Genomic DNA, 20,025 nt, shown 5'->3' with positions numbered 1-20,025 from the left:
CAACCGTCTAGTCTATTAAGACATAACAATTAGAAATCACTAACACCTTAAGATCAGCTAGCAGGTACAGCTACTTTCGCATGTTTGTTAACGTAGTCTACAAATAATTGCTTCAATCGCGGACTAACGCCGGCGTGTTCAAAGAATCCAAAGCCAAGATTCCTGGCTCTTCCTAAGGTTTCCTCTGGTGTTAATCCTTCCTGAATGGCGATACTCAACAGCGCAATTCCAGTTGAGCGCATCCCGGCTGCACAATGTACAACTGCTGGTTTAGGGATTTGTTCTAGTGTGATGAGGATTTCGGTAATAACTTCTTCATTTAAATTTTTTAGATCCACCTTGAGTGGAACATTTTGATAATACAGCCCCAATGCTTCTGCTACTTTTTGCTCATCCTTGGAAAATCCTAGTTCATCAGGCGATCGCAAATTTAGCACGGATTTGAAACCTTCTTGGATAGCTTGCTCAAGCTGTTTCGGTATGACTTGTCCTGTGGTTGTCAAGTTTTCGTTAATCTGTATGGCGTTAATCACATTCACTCCTTTTAACTTTTTCATGTCTTCCAGCTTGGTAAATACCCTAAGGGAGCAAGCTTTGAGAAGATGTTTAAATGAACAAGGCAAAATCAGCCAAATATCACAAGATATTGCTTGATTACTTCAAAATTTGTCTTTGAAGTCAGTTATTTTATTGCTTTACTCATAATATACGGTTTGTCGATAAATTTACCGTTGATTAAAGCTTGTTATAGTTTTCAAATGTAACATACGGCAATGTTATATTTCAGCAGTTATACTGTTGGGCAAGTTGGAGGAGAAATTGGAATAGTATTTTCGTTAACAAAAGTATAAATAATTACTTGTATAAAACAAGCTTCTTCTTTATCCATTGAATAGTATTGTTCCCAAATATGACGCAATTAGATTTCACGGGACTCTATCTACGAAGTCTTTGCATGACTGAATTGCACAACTGCTAATATCAACTAGTTGATGTGTTGCGATGTTTACGATGGGCTACGTTTAGGCGACTAAAATGTTTTATACAGATATCAATTTTAAAAATGATTGCGACAGATGAATCATCAAAAAGCCTATTCACTAACTTTTTCTCTGCAAGACGCTACGCGTAGCTTACTTCTCCGTAGGAGTACAGAATCAAAAATTCAAAATAGTATAATCTGAATGCCAACCCTGAATCTATGAGTGCTAACGAAATATCTCTTAGACCTGCCCAAGAAATAGATGCCTGGGTGCTGAGTGCAATTCATATTGCTGCTATCAAAGCTCTACCTGCAACTTTTTACACCGAAAAAGAACTTTTAGCTTGGCGTAATTACCGCGATAAACCTGATGGTTCAAATATCTTAAAAAGTATGAAAGTGGAAACTTTCTGGGTTGCGAGCAAAGGAGATTTCGTGATAGGTTTTGCTAGTTTTATTGTTGATGAACTCATAGGGCTGTATGTTCATCCTAAATATCAAGGTAAAGGGATTGGCCGCGCTTTAGTTCAACATTTTTGCGACGAAGCAACTAATCAAGGTATAGATAAGGTAATTACAACTGCTAGCCTTTATGCCGAAGGGTTTTATTTACGACTGGGATTTACTGTCATCCAGAAAGCACCTCATTATTTAAGAAATGGGGTAGTTGTTCCAGTTACTAAAATGAGTAAAACATTAGGGACTTCCAATTAAAAAAATCTCCAGTACATCTGCCCTACTGCTGACTGCTATGATGGCGACACCTTTCCTTCCCTATGGGATGCTGCACTAACGCAAGTTTTTTACATAATCTATGATGTAAGTAAGTACTTGCCAGCATAAATGAATAAAAGCATCCGTTCATCAACTCTCACGCGTACACGTTTGATAGAAGCCGCCTCGCAGGTATTTGCAAGTTTAGGTGTTCAAGGAGCGACTACCCGTGAAATAGCTCGTGTTGCTGGTGTGAATGAGGTGACTTTATTTCGCCACTTTGCTAGCAAAGAACAGCTTTTGGGAGCAGTAATCGAAAATGCTTTTGCCCTCCAGACAGAAGCCCTGGCACATCCCAAAGTGTGGACGCAGGATCTAAAAATTGATTTAAGACAGTATGCCTATCTTTACAATAGTATGCTGGAGGCACAGGAAGACTTAATTCGTACTTTCATTGGAGAAGCCAAACGTCATCCAGAGGCAGCCAGACAAGTGATTCAAGAAGCTGCCAAGCCTTTAGGCGAAAAACTGGTAGCTTATCTGCAATCGAGCCAGAGGCAAGGCACTGTCAGAGTAGACCTTGATCCATTTGCAGCAGTCGATATGTTTACAGGAATGCTGTTATCTGGAATGCTAGTCCGCAGTGCAAAATTTAATCAAGGTAGCTATAGCTGTAAGGACTATATCGAAACCTGTGTAAATATTTTTGTGCGTGGTATTAGTACTACTCCTCGCTCAGTTGTCAATGTAGCTGTAAGCTATGAGCCAAATTACACAATTTCTGCCAACAGCAGTGATTTGGAATAGTTCAAGTTAAGTAGACGCATAGTAGTGAAGGGATAGAAGTAACAATATTTGCCTTTTGACTAATGACCCCTAACTCCTGACCATTAACTAATGACTCAAGTAGATATTCTCATCCTATCAAATGGCCCAGGTGAAGTAACAACCTGGGTACGTCCAGTAGTGAAAGCGTTGCGGCAACAACTAGGGGATGACTCTTCTGTAGTAAGGATTTCTGTAGTATTATCACCTTGCTCAAATGCTAGCGGTAAAGAAGCAGCGATCGCTCTTTCTTATCCAGAAGTAGATAGAGTACAGGAAGCAGAGCATTTTTGGCAATTTTTGCTTTGGGGTAAAACATTTGATAATTGGGATTGGAGAAGTCGTGGTGTAGTTCTTTTTTTGGGCGGCGATCAAATTTTCCCAGTGATTATAGGCAAAAAATTAGGATATCGCACAGTTGTTTACGCCGAATGGGAAGCTCGTTGGCATAACTGGATTGATCGCTTCGGAATCATGAAATCCCAAGTTGCGGCCCGTGTTCCTCAGAAATATGCTCACAAATTTACCGTTGTAGGTGATTTGATGGTAGAAGCAGCAGGGGAGAATCTAGATTCAAATTCCTCTGTGCCTATTACTCCATCACTCAAAACTGAATTGATTGGTCTACTCCCTGGTTCAAAAGCGGCAAAATTAGCCCAAGGAGTACCATTATGTTTAGCTATTGCCGAATACATTTACCATAAAAGACCGCAAACCAGATTTGTGATTCCTGTAGCCCCAACTTTGGATTTACAAACTTTAGCTAGTTTTGCCGATCTTCAAAAGAACTCTATTGCTGAAATTTTTGGCTTTTGCGGTGCTTCGTTAATTGTCCCAGAGGATGCTAAAGGCAAGGCATTGCTAAAAACATCAACGGGCTTAACTGTGGAATTGTGGCAAGAAAATCCTGCATATCACTTATTATCCCAGTGCTGTATCTGTTTGACTACGGTGGGGGCAAACACTGCCGAAATCGGTGCTTTAGGAGTGCCAATGATTGTTTTGCTGCCAACACAGCAACTTGATGCTATGCGTTCTTGGGATGGTTTGCCTGGGTTGTTAGCAAACCTGCCAGTAGTCGGTACACCCTTTGCTAAAGGGATTAATTGGTCATTTCTGAGATTTGTGAGACGCAAAGGTTTATTAGCATGGCCAAATATCTGGGCACAAGAAGAGATAGTGCCAGAACTTATGGGCAAAATTCAACCGCAAGAAATTGGGGAAATGGTTTTAACCTTTTTGGCGAATCCAGAAAAATTGGATAATATCCGCGCCAAACTCCGAAAGATTCGCGGTGAAAGCGGTGCAGCCCAGAAGATAGCACAGATTGTTTGCGAGGAAATTGGGAAGTAGGGAGATGAAGGAGCGATGGAAGCAATATCTCCTCATCTCTCATCTTCGACTCTAGCTTAATCCGAAGATTCTCCATCCCTGCGCCCAAGTTCATAAATGCCGGCACCCATACAGGCTAAGATACCTGTACTAATTCCCCAACTTTCACCTAAACTAATTTTCAAACCCCAGTTAAATAAAGCGCCAACTACCAAAAAAGGCACGATGCTGAACAGTGAGGCGTAGAAAGCATTTTGGGATTCTCTGGCTTTACGAGTCTTTTCAAATTCGGATTGGCTGGTATAAAGCGATCGCTCGGCAAAGTTAAACCAGCGATTGAGTTGCTCGATTACCCATTCATTGATTCTGGAAAAACCTAGATATAGCGCCAATGACCACAAACTCGCTCCTGCGATCGCGATCGTGTCTAACTCAAAACGGAAAGGCAAAATTTCAGTCAGCATTGCTTGGGGGAATCCTGCAAAGGGTCAACTTTAGCTCTTGTGTAGATGCTAAATAAACCTCTTGTGCAATTTTAAGCATAAAAGCTAACAAGATTTCAACTACTTGACAACCTCCCGCTTCTTAGCTTCAGGAAAAGCTAATTTACGGATTTCTTTGATTATAAGTAAATTAAACTTGCCAAAGGTGTAGAAACGCATTTTAATAACATTTCCCACCCCAGCTAAAAACAAGTTACAGGCGAACCTTTTGATTATGCAGCTTTAGGTCAGTTTATGCCTTATATCAGAGGTGTTTTTAGCTGTAAGTAATGCCAGGAACCGGACTTGAACCGGTGACACGAGGATTTTCAGTCCTCTGCTCTACCAACTGAGCTATCCCGGCTGGGGCTTTTGTGAGCCACGATTAATCAATGTAGCAAAGATACAAGAATATAGCAAGGGGTTGGAGAAAAATAATTTATGCAGCTTTCAAACTCAACTTAAACCAGATGAAAACGGCTACAAATAGTAGAAACTGGACAAGAACAATACTTGGGCCAGAAGCAAGGTTAAAAATACCTGACACAATGATGCCAGCAATGCTGCTGATGGAACCAACTATCACCGACATAACTAGAAAGCGGCTAAAGTGGTGACTCATCAGTTTGGCGGTGGAGGCGGGAATGACTAAAAAGGCGTTCACCAGCAAAACGCCGACAGCTTTAATCGCTACAGCAACGGCAAGTGAAAGCAAGACCACAAAGGCGTAGCGGTACAATTGGACGGGAACCCCTTGAACCTGGGCAACATCGGGGTTAAGAGTCAATAAAATTTGCTGCCGCAGAGTTGATAGTAAAAATATGCTACCTCCCACAAGTACTAGCACCGTCAAAATCAAATCCGTGGTATCGATCGCTAAAATATCCCCAAACAGCACAGCCATCAAGTTGCCGCGATATCCTTTGATTAGGCTCGTGAGAATTAAACCAATCGCTAATGCCCCAGATAGCACTATGCTAAGTACGCTATCGCTTGCTAAGTCGGTTTTGTCGATAAAGTAAAGAACAATAACCCCAAAAACTAAGGTAAAAGGTAATAGCATCCAAGTAGGATTTACCTGTAGCAACACACCTAACGCCACCCCTACTAGTGCTGCATGACCAACCGCGTGGCTGAAAAAGGATAACTGGCGCAAGGTGACAAAACTGCCCAACATCCCGCCAAGTATTCCCATCAAGGCTGCACCTGCGATCGCACGCTGCATATAAGGGAATGTTAATAAGCTTACCAAGTCATTAATATTGGCGATCGCTAACCAAGTTATCTGACAATCATTGAACAAATTCATATTTATGGGCATTAATGTTGGTGCTGGTAGCGACTGAAACCTGGGCCGTAGGTTGCTAACAGGTTTTGCGGTGAAAGGGCAATTTCTGGCTTACCAGTACAAACAATGCTTTGGTTCAGGCAAAGCACGCGATCACAATGGCGATTTACCATATCAATATCGTGAGAAACTTGCAATACTGTCCAACCCTCTTCCCGCTTTAATTCATTTAGCAAAGCATAAAAATCTGCTGCACCTTGCACATCAACACCAGCAAAGGCTTCATCGAGTACTAGCAGTTTGCGAGGCATTACCAAACAATAAGCCAATAAAACCCGCTTGAGTTGACCACCGCTTAGAGTACCAATAGCTTGATGCTGTAAATGATAAGCATCAGTTCGCCGTAAAGCTTCTACTACTGCTGCCGATTTTTCGCGATCTTGTCTCCACAGTTTGGAAAAAAATAAATCCTTTTTTTTGCCTTCTTTAGTCCATCCCAGTCCCACCAATTCGCTGACAGAAATGGGAAAGCTGCGGTCAAAAATAAAATTTTGTGGCATATAGCCCAACGTGTGGCGTAAATTCCCCAGTCTGGCAATTGGACGACCCAATATTTCAATCGTACCAGCACTTCGAGGTATCAAATCCAAAACCGCTTTTACCAAGGTACTTTTGCCAGCACCATTGGGGCCTACAATGGCTGTATCTGTTCCTGGCAACAATTCAAAAGAAACGTCTCGAACAGCTAGATAGCTGCCTTGATAAACAGTTAATCCTTCTACTTTTAAAATAGCAATGTCATTATTCATTAGTCATTATTAATTGGTCATTAGTCATTAGTCATTGATCATTTGCAAAGGACAAAAGACAACTGACAAACGACAAATCTATTTACACGCCGTTTCCAGAGTTTGTAAGTTAGCTTTCATAGCCTTGAAATAATGCTGTGGATTTGTTTCGCCAGTTTCCAGAGAATCTAAAGTACGTAAAGTTAATTTTAAATCTTTGGATAAGCTGGTTAGGAGTTTGTTATCTACTCCTGGTTCACTAAATAAAGCTTTAACATTGTACTTTTTCACAGCACTGACTGCATTTTGCACATCCGTGGGTGAGAGTTGGTCTTCGGGAATTTGTACCACAGCAACTTGCTTGAGGTTATAGCGTTGAGCTAAATATGGAAACGCATCATGAAAAGTAATAAAGGTACAACTAGGAGTTTTCTGCAAAGTCTGTTGAAATTCGCTGTTTAAACTTTCTAATTCTTTAATATAAGTCGCAGCATTCGCCTCATAAGTAGTTTTGTTCGCGGGGTCAGCAGCAATTAATCCATCCCGAATATTTGTTACCTGCTGTTTTGCCAAAACTGGATCTAACCAAACGTGAGGATTACCTTGGGCGTGGGCATGGTCGTGACTGTGGCCTTTTTCCTCTTTCGCGGTTTTCACAACAGGTGAAATTTCATTTAAGGGTTTAATACCTTTACTGGCATTAATTTCGGCTAATTTGCTATTTTGGACATTTTTTACAATATTTTCCAAAAATTCCTCCAAACCTAAACCATTTTTTACTAACACATTTGCAGTAGCGATCGCTTTAACATTTTGTGGTGTCGCTTGGTATTCATGTACCTCCGTACCAGGTGGCACTAAAATTTCTACATCTGCCACATTCCCAGCTACTGCCTTAGTAAACAAATATATCGGTAAAAATGTTGTCACTACTTTAGTTTTTTCCGACTGCGCCGGTGGGGTAGAGCCAGCTTCCTGTGCTTGCGGTGACTGTTCGGAAGTTATTCCCTGATTCTGATTCGATTGGCTACAGCCAACGATCATTGACAACATCAGCAGAGCGATTATGGACAAGATGCCGCTTCTTTGTCTACCTGTTCTAAATCCTCTGTAATTCATCATCACGGTATTTTCTCCTCAAAACGGATGCTTGCTTTGTCTCTGCCACAATTCCTATTGACAATGAGACGTAATACTATATTTTAGACTATAATAATTCTCATTCTCATTTGAGACACATAATATCATTCTGGGTTTGCTGTGTAATGAGTAACAACAAAACTTTTTCAGACGGTACAGCCCTCTGCAATTTAGTTTTCCCTAAAGAATTAGGATATCTTGACTTTTTTTGTTAAAAAGTTTGCCTACTTCTGATAAAATCGCTGAGAAATATTTTGATAAAATACACGTTTTTTTTAACGTGATTTGGGTGTGAATTGGAGATCAGTGTGAGGAGAAAAATGCAAAAATTCTGGAAATATCTGCTAGTTAGTCCAGCAGTCTGTGCTGTCATGCTATTTTTTAATACTGCTACATTTGCAGGTGAAACATCCAGCACATCTGAAATAAATCAACCGCAAGTTTTAGCTAATCCAGACACAAAAGTTGAAAATATAGCGCCAGATCAGCCAATGGCGCAAGTTACCTCTGTGTCTCAATTTTCCGATGTACAACCCACCGACTGGGCATTTCAAGCATTGCAGTCTCTAGTTGAGCGCTATGGCTGTATTGCAGGATACCCAAATAGTACTTATCGCGGTAATCGGGCATTAACGCGGTATGAGTTTGCGGCTGGTTTGAATGCTTGTCTTGATCGGGTTAACGAACTTATTGCTACAGCCACTGGTGATTTAGTTAGCAAACAAGATTTAGCCACATTACAAAAGCTGCAAGAAGATTATTCAGCAGAACTGGCGACACTCCGAGGCCGTGTGGATGCAGTAGAAGCACGCAGTGCTGAATTGGAGGCGAATCAGTTCTCAACTACAACCAAACTGCAAGGACAAGTTGTCGCGGTTATCAGCGATGTGTTGTCAGGAAATACAGTTAACGGTGCGGAAATTACAGATGAAAATACAACTTTAGGGGTACGGGCGCGGGTAGAATTTGTGACCAGCTTTACAGGACAAGATACGCTGTTCACCAGAATCCAGGCTAATAATATTCTCAGCCCTAACATTGGTACACCAGAGGGCAACTTATTTTTTGCTGGTGATGGTACCACTGATGCTGCTATAGATGCGTTGTTCTACAGATTTCCCTTGGGCGAAAGAACAGAGGTTATCGCTATTGCCAACGCAGGTGCAGCAGACGACCTTACCACTACTGTTAACATCTTTGACGGTGATGGTGCTTTTGGTGCTTTGTCCACCTTTGGTACACGCAACCCAATTTATTATCAGATAGGCGGCGCGGGGTTGGGAGTAACGCACGAGTTCAGTGACAAATTGGCACTGAGTCTAGGGTATTTGAGTGGTACAGCTAATGACCCTACGCCCAATAATGGTTTGTTTAATGGTTCTTACGGTGCGCTGGCACAGCTGACGGTTAAACCAAGCGATCGCATTACTATTGGTTTAACTTACATCAATTCCTATAACCAACCACTGCTAACTGGTAGCAATGCAGCAAATCTCGCACCCTTAGATTTAGATGGCGACGGTACGTTAGATTCTCGATTTTCCAGTAATTCTTACGGCGTTCAAGCATCCATTGGCATCACTGAGAATATTGTCTTAGGTGGTTGGGCTGGATATACTAACAGCCGTACCTTGAATGGAAACCGTGGAGAAGTTGATATTTGGAACTATGCTGTCACCCTCGGCTTCCCTGACCTAGGTAAAGAAGGGAACTTAGCAGGTATTATCGCTGGTGTGGAGCCGAGATTAACAAGTTCTAATATTGCAGGATTGGATAGCGATCCCGATACATCCTATCATATTGAGGCGTTCTACCAGTATAAGCTGAGTGACAATATCACCATTACTCCTGGAGTTATCTGGTTAACATCCCCAGATCACAATAACAATAATGATGATGTTGTCATTGGCGCATTGAGAACTACATTCAGTTTCTAAGTTTTTAAATTTTAATTTTAAATTTAAAAAAAAGACGCAAATTTATGCTTTGCGTCTTTTTTTTTGTGTATGACTTCAAAAAGAAAACTCAGCATTTTTGCTGAGTATAATATTTCAAAACACTATAAATATTTTCATATAGATATAAGAGGTCGTAGAAGCAGGAAAACAAAAATCTCTAATGAATTTAACCGAATGAAACAGAGTAATTGCGGAAATTACTTAAAAATATCACTTTTTTTGCATTGTCAGCTAGGGTTTCAAGTTACTAACCATAGCTGCTCTTAGTGTTTATAGTGAGTTATTGGATAACCAATGTATAAGCACTTTAAATACAAAAAGACCAGCCTCCCACAGCTGGTCTAAAAAATGTTTTTTTTGCGTTGTCTTCTCAAGAGAGTTAAAACCCAATTGCGCGTTCCCAAAATGCAACGGGCAACTTTTCTTAACAATATTGTAACAGCCAACACAGATTTTTCTTGAATATTCATCAAAAAAAGATATGAACAAAGCTTAAAAGCTTCTATCTATCAGGATAATTTAGTAGATTGCAGGGCATAGATAGTACAGATGAGGGAGAAAATTTTACTTTGTCTCCCTTATCTCCATTCTCCCTGCCTCAGTCTCAACCGATCAATTTCAACTTGACAGACTACTGATGCTGGGAGCGATTTCTGCATCTGCTGATGTTTCGCCCACACGGAGGATTTTAGCCCCCAATTGCTGCAACTTCGCATCGAGTCGATCATAGCCGCGATCAAGGTGCTGTAAACCCTGAATTGTGGTTTTCCCTTCTGCCGCCAGTCCAGCAATGACTAACGCTGCCGATGCTCGTAAGTCTGTACCTAAAACTGGTGCGCCAGACAATTTCGGTACTCCCCGAACGAAGGCAGCATTGCCTTTAACACGAATGTCTGCCCCCAAGCGATTCAACTCTGAGGCATGACGCAAGCGATTTTCAAAGACGGATTCGTTAATCACGCTGTCGCCTTCTGCCAACGTCAGCAAAGCCATAAATGGCGCTTGCATATCTGTGGGAAAACCTGGATGGTATTGAGTTTCAATATCCGTTGCCTTCAGGGTTTCTGCTGGCAGAATATGTAAGTGTTCAGGCTTGTCCTCAATTATGGTTACTCCAATATCCCGCAGCTTGGCAATTACTGGTATGAGATGTTCTGGAGCTACTGGCGAGAGGATCAGTTCTGAGCGGGTAATCGCTGCTGCTAGCAAAAACGTCCCGGCCTCAATGCGATCGGGAATAATGCTGTAGTCAACAGAATGCAACTTGGGGACTCCTTCGATAATAATCCTGCTAGTCCCTGCGCCCTTAATCTTCGCTCCCATTGCGTTACAGAAGTTAGCTAAATCAACTACTTCCGGTTCTCTGGCAGCATTTTCGATGATCGTTTCACCCTCTGCCAGGGTAGCCGCCATCATCAAGTTTTCTGTCGCTCCCACACTGGCGATGTCTAAGTAAATCTTCGCACCTTTTAATCTCCGGCTGCTGCCAGGAACATAAGCATTACAAATGCCATGCTCAATTTGTACTTCCGCTCCCATTGCTTGCAGTCCTCGAACATGCAAGTCAACTGGTCTTGCCCCAATAGCACAACCACCTGGTAAGGGCATCTGTGCTACTCCCAGTCTTGCCAGAATAGCTCCAATGGCAAAAAAACTCGCCCTCAGCTGGGTAACTAGTTCGTAGGGAGCTTTTGATGTTTTAATCTCGCTGGCGTTGATGTCTAAAATGTCACCTTGCCGGGTTAATTGTACACCCAAAGCCGATAACACCTGACCCATCCGCTCTACATCCGCTAATAAGGGGACATTGCGGATACGACAATCGCCCGGACACAGCAAGGCTCCAGCCATGATTACCAGTGCTGCATTTTTTGCCCCGCTAATTTTCACATGACCTCGCAAAGGATGCCCACCCCAAATTTGCAAGACTGAGGAGTCTGCTTCTGGAGCAAATTTGGCATCTGGTAAGCTGGTAGAAGGATTGATAAGCCTACCTCCAAAAGTAATACGTATTTTATATGTTTGAAGTTGGTTTTGATTCTACAGTAAAGATTCAAAATGTCCACGTTTTAAGGCAACGTCTTGCATAAGAAAATTGCTTTTTGGATGAAGAATAAAGGCTGAAAGGAAGCGATAGTAAGCTTTCTGAGCTTTTTAAAATTTTAATAAAAAAGAATGAACAAGTAGTAGTTTTAAGCAAAATTAAATACTCAGTAAAAAAACTTAAGTGTTCTCTAAAAATTAATGCTGTGCTGTTCAGTTAATATTTTGATTTGACCTAATATCCTAAAAAACTCGTTTACAATTTGAGTCTCTTAAACGAGGCGTTATGTTTTCACTTGACAAAGGTAAAACATAACGCAATAATAGGAAATTGTCGATAAGCACAAGTGCCAGCGGAACTGGCGGAATTGGCAGACGCGCTAGATTCAGGTTCTAGTGCCGCAAGGCTTCCGGGTTCAAGTCCCGGGTTCCGCATATTATCTAAGTTAAAAATTAAGAGTTAGGAGTTAAAAGAAAACTAAATTAACTCCTAACTCTTGATTTCTAAATCCTAACTTTTTGATGTTAACCAGTTTACAAAATTCTCTAGTTAAGCAAATTCGCAAACTCCACTCCACCAAGGAGCGGCACAAACAGCAATTATTTTTACTGGAAGGAACACACCTGTTAGAAGAAGCTTGTGCGGTGAATTACCCACTAGAAACAGTGTGTTGTATTCCAGAATGGCAAGCAGCCCACCCTTCGCTGTGGGATGAAGCTTGTAGTCGATGCGATCGCGCCGAAATTGTCAGTAGAGAAATCTTGGATGCGATCGCGACTACAGTCCAACCGGATGGTGTGGTGGCAACGGCAAAACGAAAGGAACACCAAACTCAACTACCATCGACTGGTTTAGTGCTAGCTTTAGAAACCGTGCAAGATCCCGGCAACCTGGGCACAATGATCCGCACTGCCGCCGCCGCCGGAGCATCGGGGTTGTGGGTAAGTGGAGATAGTGTAGATTTGGACAGTCCGAAAGTTCTACGTGCTTCCGCAGGACAATGGTTTCGCCTAGCAACGGCCGTAACCGAAGATTTAAAAGTAACAGTCCAACAAAGTCAGCAGGCAGGAATGCAGGTAGTAGCGACCTTACCCAGCGCGACTTTAACTTATTGGGAAGTAGATTGGCGAAAACCCAGTTTGATTTTACTGGGAAATGAGGGTGCTGGATTATCGGCAGATTTAGCAGCGATCGCAGACCAGCAAGTAAAAATTCCTTTGAGTCCTGGGGTGGAATCTTTGAATGTAGCGATCGCAGCCGCTTTAATGTTGTACGAAGCTCAACGGCAACTAATTTGTCAGTAATATATTTTAACTTTTTACCCCAATTTGGTTTTTGTTATTTCGTCGAGATATTTTTCAATATCAGCAACTGCGTCCTCAAGAGCCTCTAAATCAATATCTGTCAAGTCTTGATCGAGTTCGACCTCAGTAAAAGTACTAGTATGCAGTTCGGGCATCTCTTCTTCCTCGGTTGAACTTTCTTGTAAGATATCCTCCAACTGTTCGAGGGATTCTTGAAACACTTGATCGGCGGCGCGGCGCTGTTGTGGCTGATTTTGCTCCATAAGATTAATTTGAAAATCCTGATTTTCTGACTTAATTTTGATTCTGGTTCCTACAGATTTAAATTGTGCACTCATAACATCATAGTTGGGTGCTGTATCAACTTTAGCAGTGGTTATCAAGAATATCGATAGCTGTCTCCAATTGCTAAGACTTAAGATTTATCGCGATCGCTACGGGTACACTAAATCAAGTTTGGCTAGGTTTAGGTAAGTTTTATAAAACAGGTCTAATACTTAATTTGATAGACTATCCTAAATTTGAAATTATAAAAACTGGTAGCTCAGGGCTGATAACTAACTATGAGTGAAGCCTTATTCTGTATCGAAAATCTGCGAGTTGCCTATCCTCAACGGAGTGGAGAAGAAGCAAGCTGGGCGGTTGATGATGTATCTTTCACCTTACAACCAGGTGAAAGAATGGGGTTGGTGGGAGAGTCGGGTTGTGGTAAGTCAACTATTGGACGGGCAGTAATGCGTTTACTACCAGCTTCCAGTCGGATTGAGGGAGGGGTGACATTTCAAGGACAGTCGGTGTTTGACTTGATGCCTAACCAGTTGCGAAAATTTCGGGGAGAGGCGATCGCCTTAATTTTTCAAGATCCCATGACACGCCTCGATCCGCTGATGACCATTGGTAAGCATTGTATCGAAACTCTTCAGGCGCACTCACCAGAATTATCAACGCGGGAAGCTAAAGAAAAAGCACTTACTACCTTGGCAAAGGTAAATATTCCACTCAGTCGTTGGAATCAGTATCCTCATGAGTTTAGCGGTGGAATGCGACAACGGGTAGCGATCGCCTTAGCTTTACTCCTTAATCCCAAGTTGATTGTTGCCGATGAACCCACTACCAGTTTAGATGTCACCGTTTCCGCGCAGATATTGACAGAATTAACTCGCCTGTGCGGTGAAGAAAACATGGGATTGTTGCTGATTTCTCACGATTTAGCAATGGTGGCTGAGTATTGCGATCGCATTGGCGTGATGTACAACGGCAAGATGGTCGAAATGGGTGCTACAGAAACCGTATTTAGGCAACCTCAACATGAATACACGCGATCGCTCTTAAAAGCAGCTTTACACATTCAAGCAGTAAATGATAATGGAGAATTGATAATTGCCAATGACTCAGAAAAGCAATTACCGATTATTAATAAGCAATCCCCAATTTTGAGTGTTACAGAACTCAAGCAACACTACACCATAGAACCTAACTTTATCGAGCGACTATTTAATACACAAGCCCAGACAATTAAAGCAGTAGATGGCATTAATCTAGATATTTATTCAGGAGAAATTCTGGGCTTAGTTGGGGAATCAGGTTGTGGTAAAAGCACACTATCACGAACAATTTTGCAACTAATTCGTCCCACTAGTGGCAAAGTTGAGTTTTTAGGACAGGATTTAACTAAACTGTCGCGCCAAGAAATTCGTTCTTCACGGCGACAAATACAAATGGTTTTTCAAGATCCCCATGCTTGCCTCAATCCAGCGATGACAGTGGGGCAAAGTATCGCCGATCCTTTATTTATCCATAATCTAGCCGATCCTGTTAAGGCAAAAGAACAAGTTTTGTGGATGCTAGAGAAAGTTGGGTTAACACCGCCAAAAGTGTATTATGAGCATTATCCATCAGATTTGTCTGGAGGGCAACAGCAACGAGTTGCGATCGCTCGTGCTTTGATTACTCACCCTAAACTTTTAATTTGCGATGAACCCGTAAGTATGTTAGATGCCAGTGTGCAGTCACAAGTGCTGGATTTGATGTTGCAATTAAAGGAAGAGTTTGAGTTAACTTATCTATTCATCACTCATGACCTTTGGTTAGCTAGATTTTTGTGCGATCGTATTGCCGTGATGAATGGGGGTAAAATTGTCGAACTCGATCTTACAAAAAAGATTTTTGCCAATCCTCAGCACCCTTATACCAAAACTTTACTAGCTGCTGCTCCCTTACTAGCACGCGCTTAACTAAATAAAAAAAGTAGGAGTTAGAAGTTTTAGACTCCTAACTCCTGTACAAACGTAATTAATCGCGTCTCCTAACTCTCTTCCCTTCCCTCAAGTAATTTAGTTGTTTCTCCACTCGAACCATATAGCTCAACAAACCTTCTAAAAAGCAACGCACTCTCGTGATTTGAAGTCCTACTTAAATTGAATAAACGCTCTATATTTTTCTCAGTTAAAGCTCTTAGATACGGCAAATCTTCAAAGAGTGTCAAACAAGAAGCAAAATGCAAAATTATTTGTAATAATGGCTTTGGCCACTCTAGATCGCTATAAATATCTATAAAAAACTGATGTTCTGAGTCATTTAAAGGGAAAGCATGAAATATAACAATTATCCTTTTGTTATTGTAGACTGGAATATTAAGTTCAACAGCGTATGGAGTATGTAATATTAAATCCACCTCCACAGTTGGTTGTCGCCAAATTCTTAGAGGATTAGCTGGTGAATCTAATATCGTTTGAAATGTGATTTTACCACCGACGTTTGTCGTTTGGAACTGGCTGACACTAAGAATTTTAAGATTATTAAGGCTAAACTTATGAATTGTTTCTAAATGTTTTAAGTTTAATAGATGATATATTTGGCAAATATAAGGGAATGGTAAAATATACTCCTGGCTAATCATGTGTAGCTTTTTTAATTGAAGCTTGTTAGCCTGAGTACGATCAAGATATTCTTTATATTGCCTGGGTTCTAAATCATTGCTATTAAAGCTTTCTTCCGGCTTAAGATATAGCCAACTCACAAAAAAGAAAGAAGCTGTAAATAGTTGAAATATTTCTATAAAAGATAAATAACCATCAGCAAATGCAGCTACGCTTCTATCGGTTATTCCGAAAAGCCAAGATGGAATACCAAATAGCCAAATATTATTTTTTATTTGGTCTATAAAAAGCGCTATCTCAACAATATTTGGAATTTTACTATCTTGCTTTACACTTGATTTTTTATTTAAACAATTAATAGACATGATATTTAGGCTTAGAAATAATCCATGTAAAGTTATATTTATATTAACTTTAAATACAAAAATACGATGATGACCTCCATCTTTAGCTATATATACAGTTTGTACTCATTCATACAAACTTACATCCAGCTTTTATAAACATGACTACAAAATGAAATTTTTTGTTATGTATAATCTTCAATTAGATGTGTATACAGTAACAATAAATTTGTTTGTAAGCCTTACTGTTAAAAGATTTAGAATTCTATTCTTTGGTTTAAAACAAAAACTTTGTTAAAGCATTTATGTTCACTGAGTTAAAAATTGCAATTCTCTCAATCTGACAAAAGTAGTATATAAATATTCAGATAAAATAGTTTGTTTTTCCTGACATGAAAAAATTATCTATTCCTCTAGAATGAATACGGAATGAGACCTTAGAAATAAAAACTTAGAATTTCCAACTAAGGAGTTATAAACTTTATTTACTATAAAAAATAAAATAGGCAAGGCTTAGGGACATTCCTCTATTTATCGCAACCGTGATGTTTTTTGTAGTGGCTCATTGCATACTTGCTAGTAGAGTTAGCCATTGTATGTAAGTGAGGTACAAGTACCCTACCTGGTAAAGTATCTGTGAGAATTACGATAGAAGCCGTAGAATTGCTACTCTTAACACTGTATTATTTTTGAATATTTTCTGAAGATTTTTCCGAGACGGTAGCAATGACTATTCGCCATGCGACTGAAATTGACTTGCCTGCAATTGTCGCAATTTACAACACTGCAATTCCTAGCCGCATGGCAACCGCTGACTTAGAACCAGTATCCGTGGAAAGTCGCCTTGCTTGGTTTAAGGGGCGATCGCCTTCACAACGCCCACTTTGGGTAATCGAAGTAGACGGAATAATTGCTGGATGGCTTAGTTTCCAATCCTTTTATGGGCGACCCGCCTATAATAAGACTGCCGAAATTAGTATTTACATAGCCCCTAGCTTTCATCGGTGCGGTTTGGGACGACAACTCTTAGCACAAGCAATTAGTGAAAGTCCTAGTTTAGGTATAAAGAGCCTAGTATGCTTCATTTTTGCCCACAATCAGCCCAGTTTAAAACTCTTTGAAACATTTGGTTTTCAACGCTGGGGACATTTGCCTAAGATTGCCGAACTTGACAGCGTTGAACGAGACTTAGTGATCATGGGACTGCGAGTTAGTAAATCTGTTGTTTAGGGCGATCGCTATTTTCTCAGACTTATAAATTAAATTCGCTCACAATTGGTCTACATTAATTTCCCGTTCTTGTAATAAAGCATGGCGAGCTTCTAACTTAGCCTCAGTACGGTCATGAAATCTTACTCATCCCATTACATTTACACGCCCACTACTGCGTTTTGCTGTTACTTTCTTGCTCGAACCTTTTTTACTCCAATTTTTACGTCTAATTACCCGAAGGCTAAAACCACTCTCGTGCCAAAACCAGACTTGCAGTTTCTCTGGGCAAAGTTTTGAGGCTGACAAATAGCCTTGTAACTTTTCTTTAAATGCCTCCATTTTTGTTGGGTCTTGTTTGTCCTCTAGACTGTATTTTGCCCAAAGGTAAACATACTTTTTTTGTTTTACAGCACCTCCGGCAGCTATGAGGTACATCATTAAAACTGAAAAGTATGCTAATAAAGGGGCAAGGAAAAAACTGTACTGCATAATAGCGGGAAGCGCTGTAGTATCCTCCTGACTTGTTTGCAAGTTAACTTTATACCTGTTTTATCTTCTAAATATATGGCTAATCTCGCTGTTATCCAGTATCCAAATTCATAATCTAATTCACTAGGTTATTTTTCAATAGTTCCCATGAATAAATCAATATATTATTTAATTTATTTATGATAGTTTCCTTTCTCTCTATCATCTTTAAGACTTTCTAAATTATCTGGATCACCGTGAACGCATCAATATGCTACACTTCAAGATGAGCAACCCCAAAATCCACTTATTTCCTGGTAAGTTTTATCATCATTTATCAGGAGTAGCATCAATATTTTCTGTGTCAGTTGAGAGCGATCGCTTTCTTTTAAGGCTTTTTGTAAATTGTCTTTTTGGGATTGAGTCAGAAAAACTTTAGCGGGCATAATAGCACGCTTTTACTCGAATATATCTAATTTAGCATTTGTGCAATTTAGATGTGGAACAGCTTACCAATTCTCTAAAAGCTAGGACTCACTCAGCCAAGCATTTGATCAATTACTTCTAATCTTTAGTTACGACGCTGCCAGCCCGTCAAGTCAAATACATTACGCTCATACGATCATACATATAATATTCTTCCACATCGTAGTCTAACCAAAATTTACTATTTGATCGGTGTAATCATTCAGCTATAACCTATTACTACAAATAAAAAAAGCTGGTGCTATCGCCGAGAAATATCAGGCTCTCTATCAAGAAGTATATTAGCTGTGAAAGTTGTGCTAATAATGATTCTTTTTGTCCCAATATAGTTCACTTAACCATTTATTTATTCTCTCACTGTCCTCTGTGGTTCATTAAAAAATTGGCTTTGACAAAGGGTTTTAGCCTTAACTGAAGACATTTTTTCAGGCTTTGATCCTTACAAAATGCGACATTACATCGACTTTGCACAAGGATGATTGGCCTTATTATATTTAAAGTACAATCCTCATACTCAAATCCAACCACTTCGAGTGAGTAATTGGCGCACTGCTAGAAATATAGTCAACACCCACCTGTGCTACACCGCGAATCGTTTCCAAAGTCACATTCCCCGAAGCTTCAATTTTCACCTGGCTATCCTGCTGGCGAATCAACTGCACCGCCTGACGCATCATATCCAAAGGCATATTGTCCAACATAATAATGTCAGCCTTGTGCTGCAAAGCTTCTTTCACCTGCTCTAAACTTTCAGTCTCTACCTCTATTGTCAAGGGATAAGGTATCTGAGAACGAATACGGGTAACAGCTTCTCCAATTCCCCCAGCCGCCGCAATGTGATTATCCTTAATCATCACCGCATCATCCAACCCCATGCGGTGATTAATCGCCCCACCCAACGCAGTCGCGTACTTTTCCAACAATCTCAGCCCTGGTGTAGTTTTACGCGTATCCACCAACTGAGCAGGTAAATCAGCAATTTGCTCTACATATATATTAGTTAGGGTAGAAATTCCACTCAACCGCATAGCCAAGTTGAGCGCGACCCGTTCCCCCATCAGCAGTGCATCCAGTGAACCATGAATTTCAGCTACTACCTGTCCCGGCTCACACCATGTACCTTCAGCCGCAACTGCCACAAAGCTGACTTTATCATTCAAAATCTGAAATACTCTAGCAGCAACTGGTAATCCAGCAACAATCCCAGAAGCTTTAGCTACCCATTTAGCCGAACCTAGCGTCACATCTTCTACTAGTAGCGAATTTGTAGTGCGATCGCCCCTACCAATATCCTCCAATAACCAGCTACGCAACAGAGGATCTAAAACCAGCCAGGGAGGCAAAACAGCAGAATTGCTCACAAATTTATTGCTTCCTTAGAGACTTCCAGCAATACTATAGCTTAAAACCCTTGCCATCCAAGGCTTTGATAGTGATGCAGAAGCAGTCCAAAAATAATTTGGAAAAATAGTTGACACAAGGAAGTAGGTTCGCTATATTGAATAAGTGCCGGAAGCGAAGCGAGAAAGAGCGACGCTGAGAGGGACACCGAACCTTGAAAATATTATAGTTTGAAAGCAATTATACAGCAAGTGTGTTGCGTCAAGAAAATAAAGATAACTAAGCTGAAGTTAAAAAAGAGCAGCTAATGAGCTATAGAGCTTTCCAAAACGGAGAGTTTGATCCTGGCTCAGGATGAACGCTGGCGGTATGCTTAACACATGCAAGTCGAACGGTGTCTTCGGACACAGTGGCGGACGGGTGAGTAACGCGTGAGAA

General features: G+C 40.7%; 16 protein-coding genes, 2 tRNA genes, 1 rRNA gene and 1 pseudogene. 9 read left to right on the top strand and 11 right to left on the bottom strand.

Annotated elements, in window-relative coordinates; translation table 11 throughout:
* Positions 1 to 53 precede the first annotated feature (53 nt).
* The gene (locus tag H6G97_RS09940; RefSeq protein ID WP_199349330.1) at positions 54 to 557 is read right to left on the bottom strand and encodes a protein tyrosine phosphatase family protein; all 504 of its coding nucleotides are present in this window, start codon (positions 555 to 557) and stop codon (positions 54 to 56) included.
* Positions 558 to 1,201: 644 nt separating this feature from the next.
* On the opposite strand from H6G97_RS09940, the gene H6G97_RS09935 reads away from it, so the two are divergent.
* The 3 genes from H6G97_RS09935 to H6G97_RS09925 all read left to right on the top strand — a co-directional run bounded on the left by H6G97_RS09935 (position 1,202) and on the right by H6G97_RS09925 (position 3,874).
* Positions 1,202 to 1,696, top strand: coding sequence for a GNAT family N-acetyltransferase (locus H6G97_RS09935; RefSeq protein WP_190940454.1), 495 nt, complete (start codon positions 1,202 to 1,204; stop codon positions 1,694 to 1,696).
* A 129-nt stretch (positions 1,697 to 1,825) separates the two neighbouring features.
* Complete coding sequence (locus H6G97_RS09930; protein ID WP_190940453.1) at positions 1,826 to 2,503, top strand: TetR/AcrR family transcriptional regulator; 678 nt, start codon at positions 1,826 to 1,828, stop codon at positions 2,501 to 2,503.
* Between the two features lie 90 nt (positions 2,504 to 2,593).
* On the top strand, positions 2,594 to 3,874 hold the full coding sequence (locus H6G97_RS09925) for a glycosyltransferase family protein (protein WP_190940452.1): 1,281 nt from the start codon (positions 2,594 to 2,596) through the stop codon (positions 3,872 to 3,874).
* A gap of 56 nt (positions 3,875 to 3,930) precedes the next feature.
* On the opposite strand, the gene H6G97_RS09920 is transcribed toward H6G97_RS09925, so the two are convergent.
* From H6G97_RS09920 to H6G97_RS09900, 5 genes are all read right to left on the bottom strand, one after another.
* Positions 3,931 to 4,317, bottom strand: a complete 387-nt coding sequence (locus H6G97_RS09920) for a hypothetical protein (protein ID WP_190940451.1) — start codon at positions 4,315 to 4,317, stop codon at positions 3,931 to 3,933.
* Between the two features lie 309 nt (positions 4,318 to 4,626).
* Positions 4,627 to 4,699 (bottom strand) — tRNA-Phe (locus H6G97_RS09915).
* Positions 4,700 to 4,774: 75 nt separating this feature from the next.
* Positions 4,775 to 5,644 carry a metal ABC transporter permease gene (locus tag H6G97_RS09910; RefSeq protein WP_190940450.1) on the bottom strand — a complete coding sequence of 290 codons (870 nt, stop codon included), beginning with the start codon at positions 5,642 to 5,644 and terminating at the stop codon, positions 4,775 to 4,777.
* 11 nt (positions 5,645 to 5,655) lie between these two features.
* Positions 5,656 to 6,432, bottom strand: a complete 777-nt coding sequence (locus H6G97_RS09905) for a metal ABC transporter ATP-binding protein (protein WP_190940449.1) — start codon at positions 6,430 to 6,432, stop codon at positions 5,656 to 5,658.
* A gap of 78 nt (positions 6,433 to 6,510) precedes the next feature.
* Positions 6,511 to 7,533, bottom strand: coding sequence for a metal ABC transporter substrate-binding protein (locus H6G97_RS09900; protein WP_422394177.1), 1,023 nt, complete (start codon positions 7,531 to 7,533; stop codon positions 6,511 to 6,513).
* 338 nt (positions 7,534 to 7,871) lie between these two features.
* Between H6G97_RS09900 and H6G97_RS09895 the strand changes: the two genes are divergently transcribed.
* Entirely contained in the window at positions 7,872 to 9,488 is a 1,617-nt protein-coding gene (locus H6G97_RS09895; RefSeq protein ID WP_190940448.1) for an iron uptake porin, read from the top strand.
* A gap of 639 nt (positions 9,489 to 10,127) precedes the next feature.
* On the opposite strand, the gene murA is transcribed toward H6G97_RS09895, so the two are convergent.
* Positions 10,128 to 11,495 (bottom strand): UDP-N-acetylglucosamine 1-carboxyvinyltransferase, encoded by a 1,368-nt coding sequence (murA, locus tag H6G97_RS09890; RefSeq protein WP_190940519.1) that lies wholly within the window; start codon positions 11,493 to 11,495, stop codon positions 10,128 to 10,130.
* 410 nt (positions 11,496 to 11,905) lie between these two features.
* Between murA and H6G97_RS09885 the strand changes: the two genes are divergently transcribed.
* A tRNA-Leu gene (locus tag H6G97_RS09885) sits at positions 11,906 to 11,987 on the top strand.
* 87 nt (positions 11,988 to 12,074) lie between these two features.
* On the top strand, positions 12,075 to 12,857 hold the full coding sequence (locus tag H6G97_RS09880; RefSeq protein ID WP_190940447.1) for a TrmH family RNA methyltransferase: 783 nt from the start codon (positions 12,075 to 12,077) through the stop codon (positions 12,855 to 12,857).
* 14 nt (positions 12,858 to 12,871) lie between these two features.
* Here H6G97_RS09880 and H6G97_RS09875 read toward each other — a convergent pair whose 3' ends face one another.
* A complete protein-coding gene (locus tag H6G97_RS09875) occupies positions 12,872 to 13,195 on the bottom strand; it encodes a hypothetical protein (RefSeq protein ID WP_338421648.1) in 324 nt (107 codons plus the stop codon).
* Positions 13,196 to 13,420: 225 nt separating this feature from the next.
* On the opposite strand from H6G97_RS09875, the gene H6G97_RS09870 reads away from it, so the two are divergent.
* On the top strand, positions 13,421 to 15,091 hold the full coding sequence (locus tag H6G97_RS09870; RefSeq protein WP_190940446.1) for a dipeptide ABC transporter ATP-binding protein: 1,671 nt from the start codon (positions 13,421 to 13,423) through the stop codon (positions 15,089 to 15,091).
* A gap of 71 nt (positions 15,092 to 15,162) precedes the next feature.
* On the opposite strand, the gene H6G97_RS09865 is transcribed toward H6G97_RS09870, so the two are convergent.
* Positions 15,163 to 16,101: a hypothetical protein gene (locus H6G97_RS09865; RefSeq protein WP_190940445.1), complete on the bottom strand. Its 939-nt coding sequence runs from the start codon at positions 16,099 to 16,101 to the stop codon at positions 15,163 to 15,165.
* A 705-nt stretch (positions 16,102 to 16,806) separates the two neighbouring features.
* Between H6G97_RS09865 and H6G97_RS09860 the strand changes: the two genes are divergently transcribed.
* On the top strand, positions 16,807 to 17,310 hold the full coding sequence (locus tag H6G97_RS09860) for a GNAT family N-acetyltransferase (RefSeq protein WP_190940444.1): 504 nt from the start codon (positions 16,807 to 16,809) through the stop codon (positions 17,308 to 17,310).
* 129 nt (positions 17,311 to 17,439) lie between these two features.
* On the opposite strand, the pseudogene H6G97_RS55900 reads toward H6G97_RS09860, so the two are convergent.
* Together H6G97_RS55900 and nadC are read right to left on the bottom strand one after the other, a co-directional pair.
* A pseudogene (locus H6G97_RS55900) lies at positions 17,440 to 18,206 on the bottom strand (transposase); the annotation flags it as partial.
* Between the two features lie 534 nt (positions 18,207 to 18,740).
* Complete coding sequence (nadC, locus tag H6G97_RS09840; protein ID WP_190940441.1) at positions 18,741 to 19,607, bottom strand: carboxylating nicotinate-nucleotide diphosphorylase; 867 nt, start codon at positions 19,605 to 19,607, stop codon at positions 18,741 to 18,743.
* A 306-nt stretch (positions 19,608 to 19,913) separates the two neighbouring features.
* Here nadC and H6G97_RS09835 point away from each other — a divergent pair.
* Positions 19,914 to 20,025 (top strand): 16S ribosomal RNA (locus tag H6G97_RS09835); the annotation flags it as partial.

This window comes from Nostoc flagelliforme FACHB-838, from assembly GCF_014698065.1.
Taxonomy (GTDB): Bacteria; Cyanobacteriota; Cyanobacteriia; order Cyanobacteriales; family Nostocaceae; genus Nostoc; species Nostoc flagelliforme_B.
This window is presented reverse-complemented; position numbering and strand designations above follow the sequence as displayed.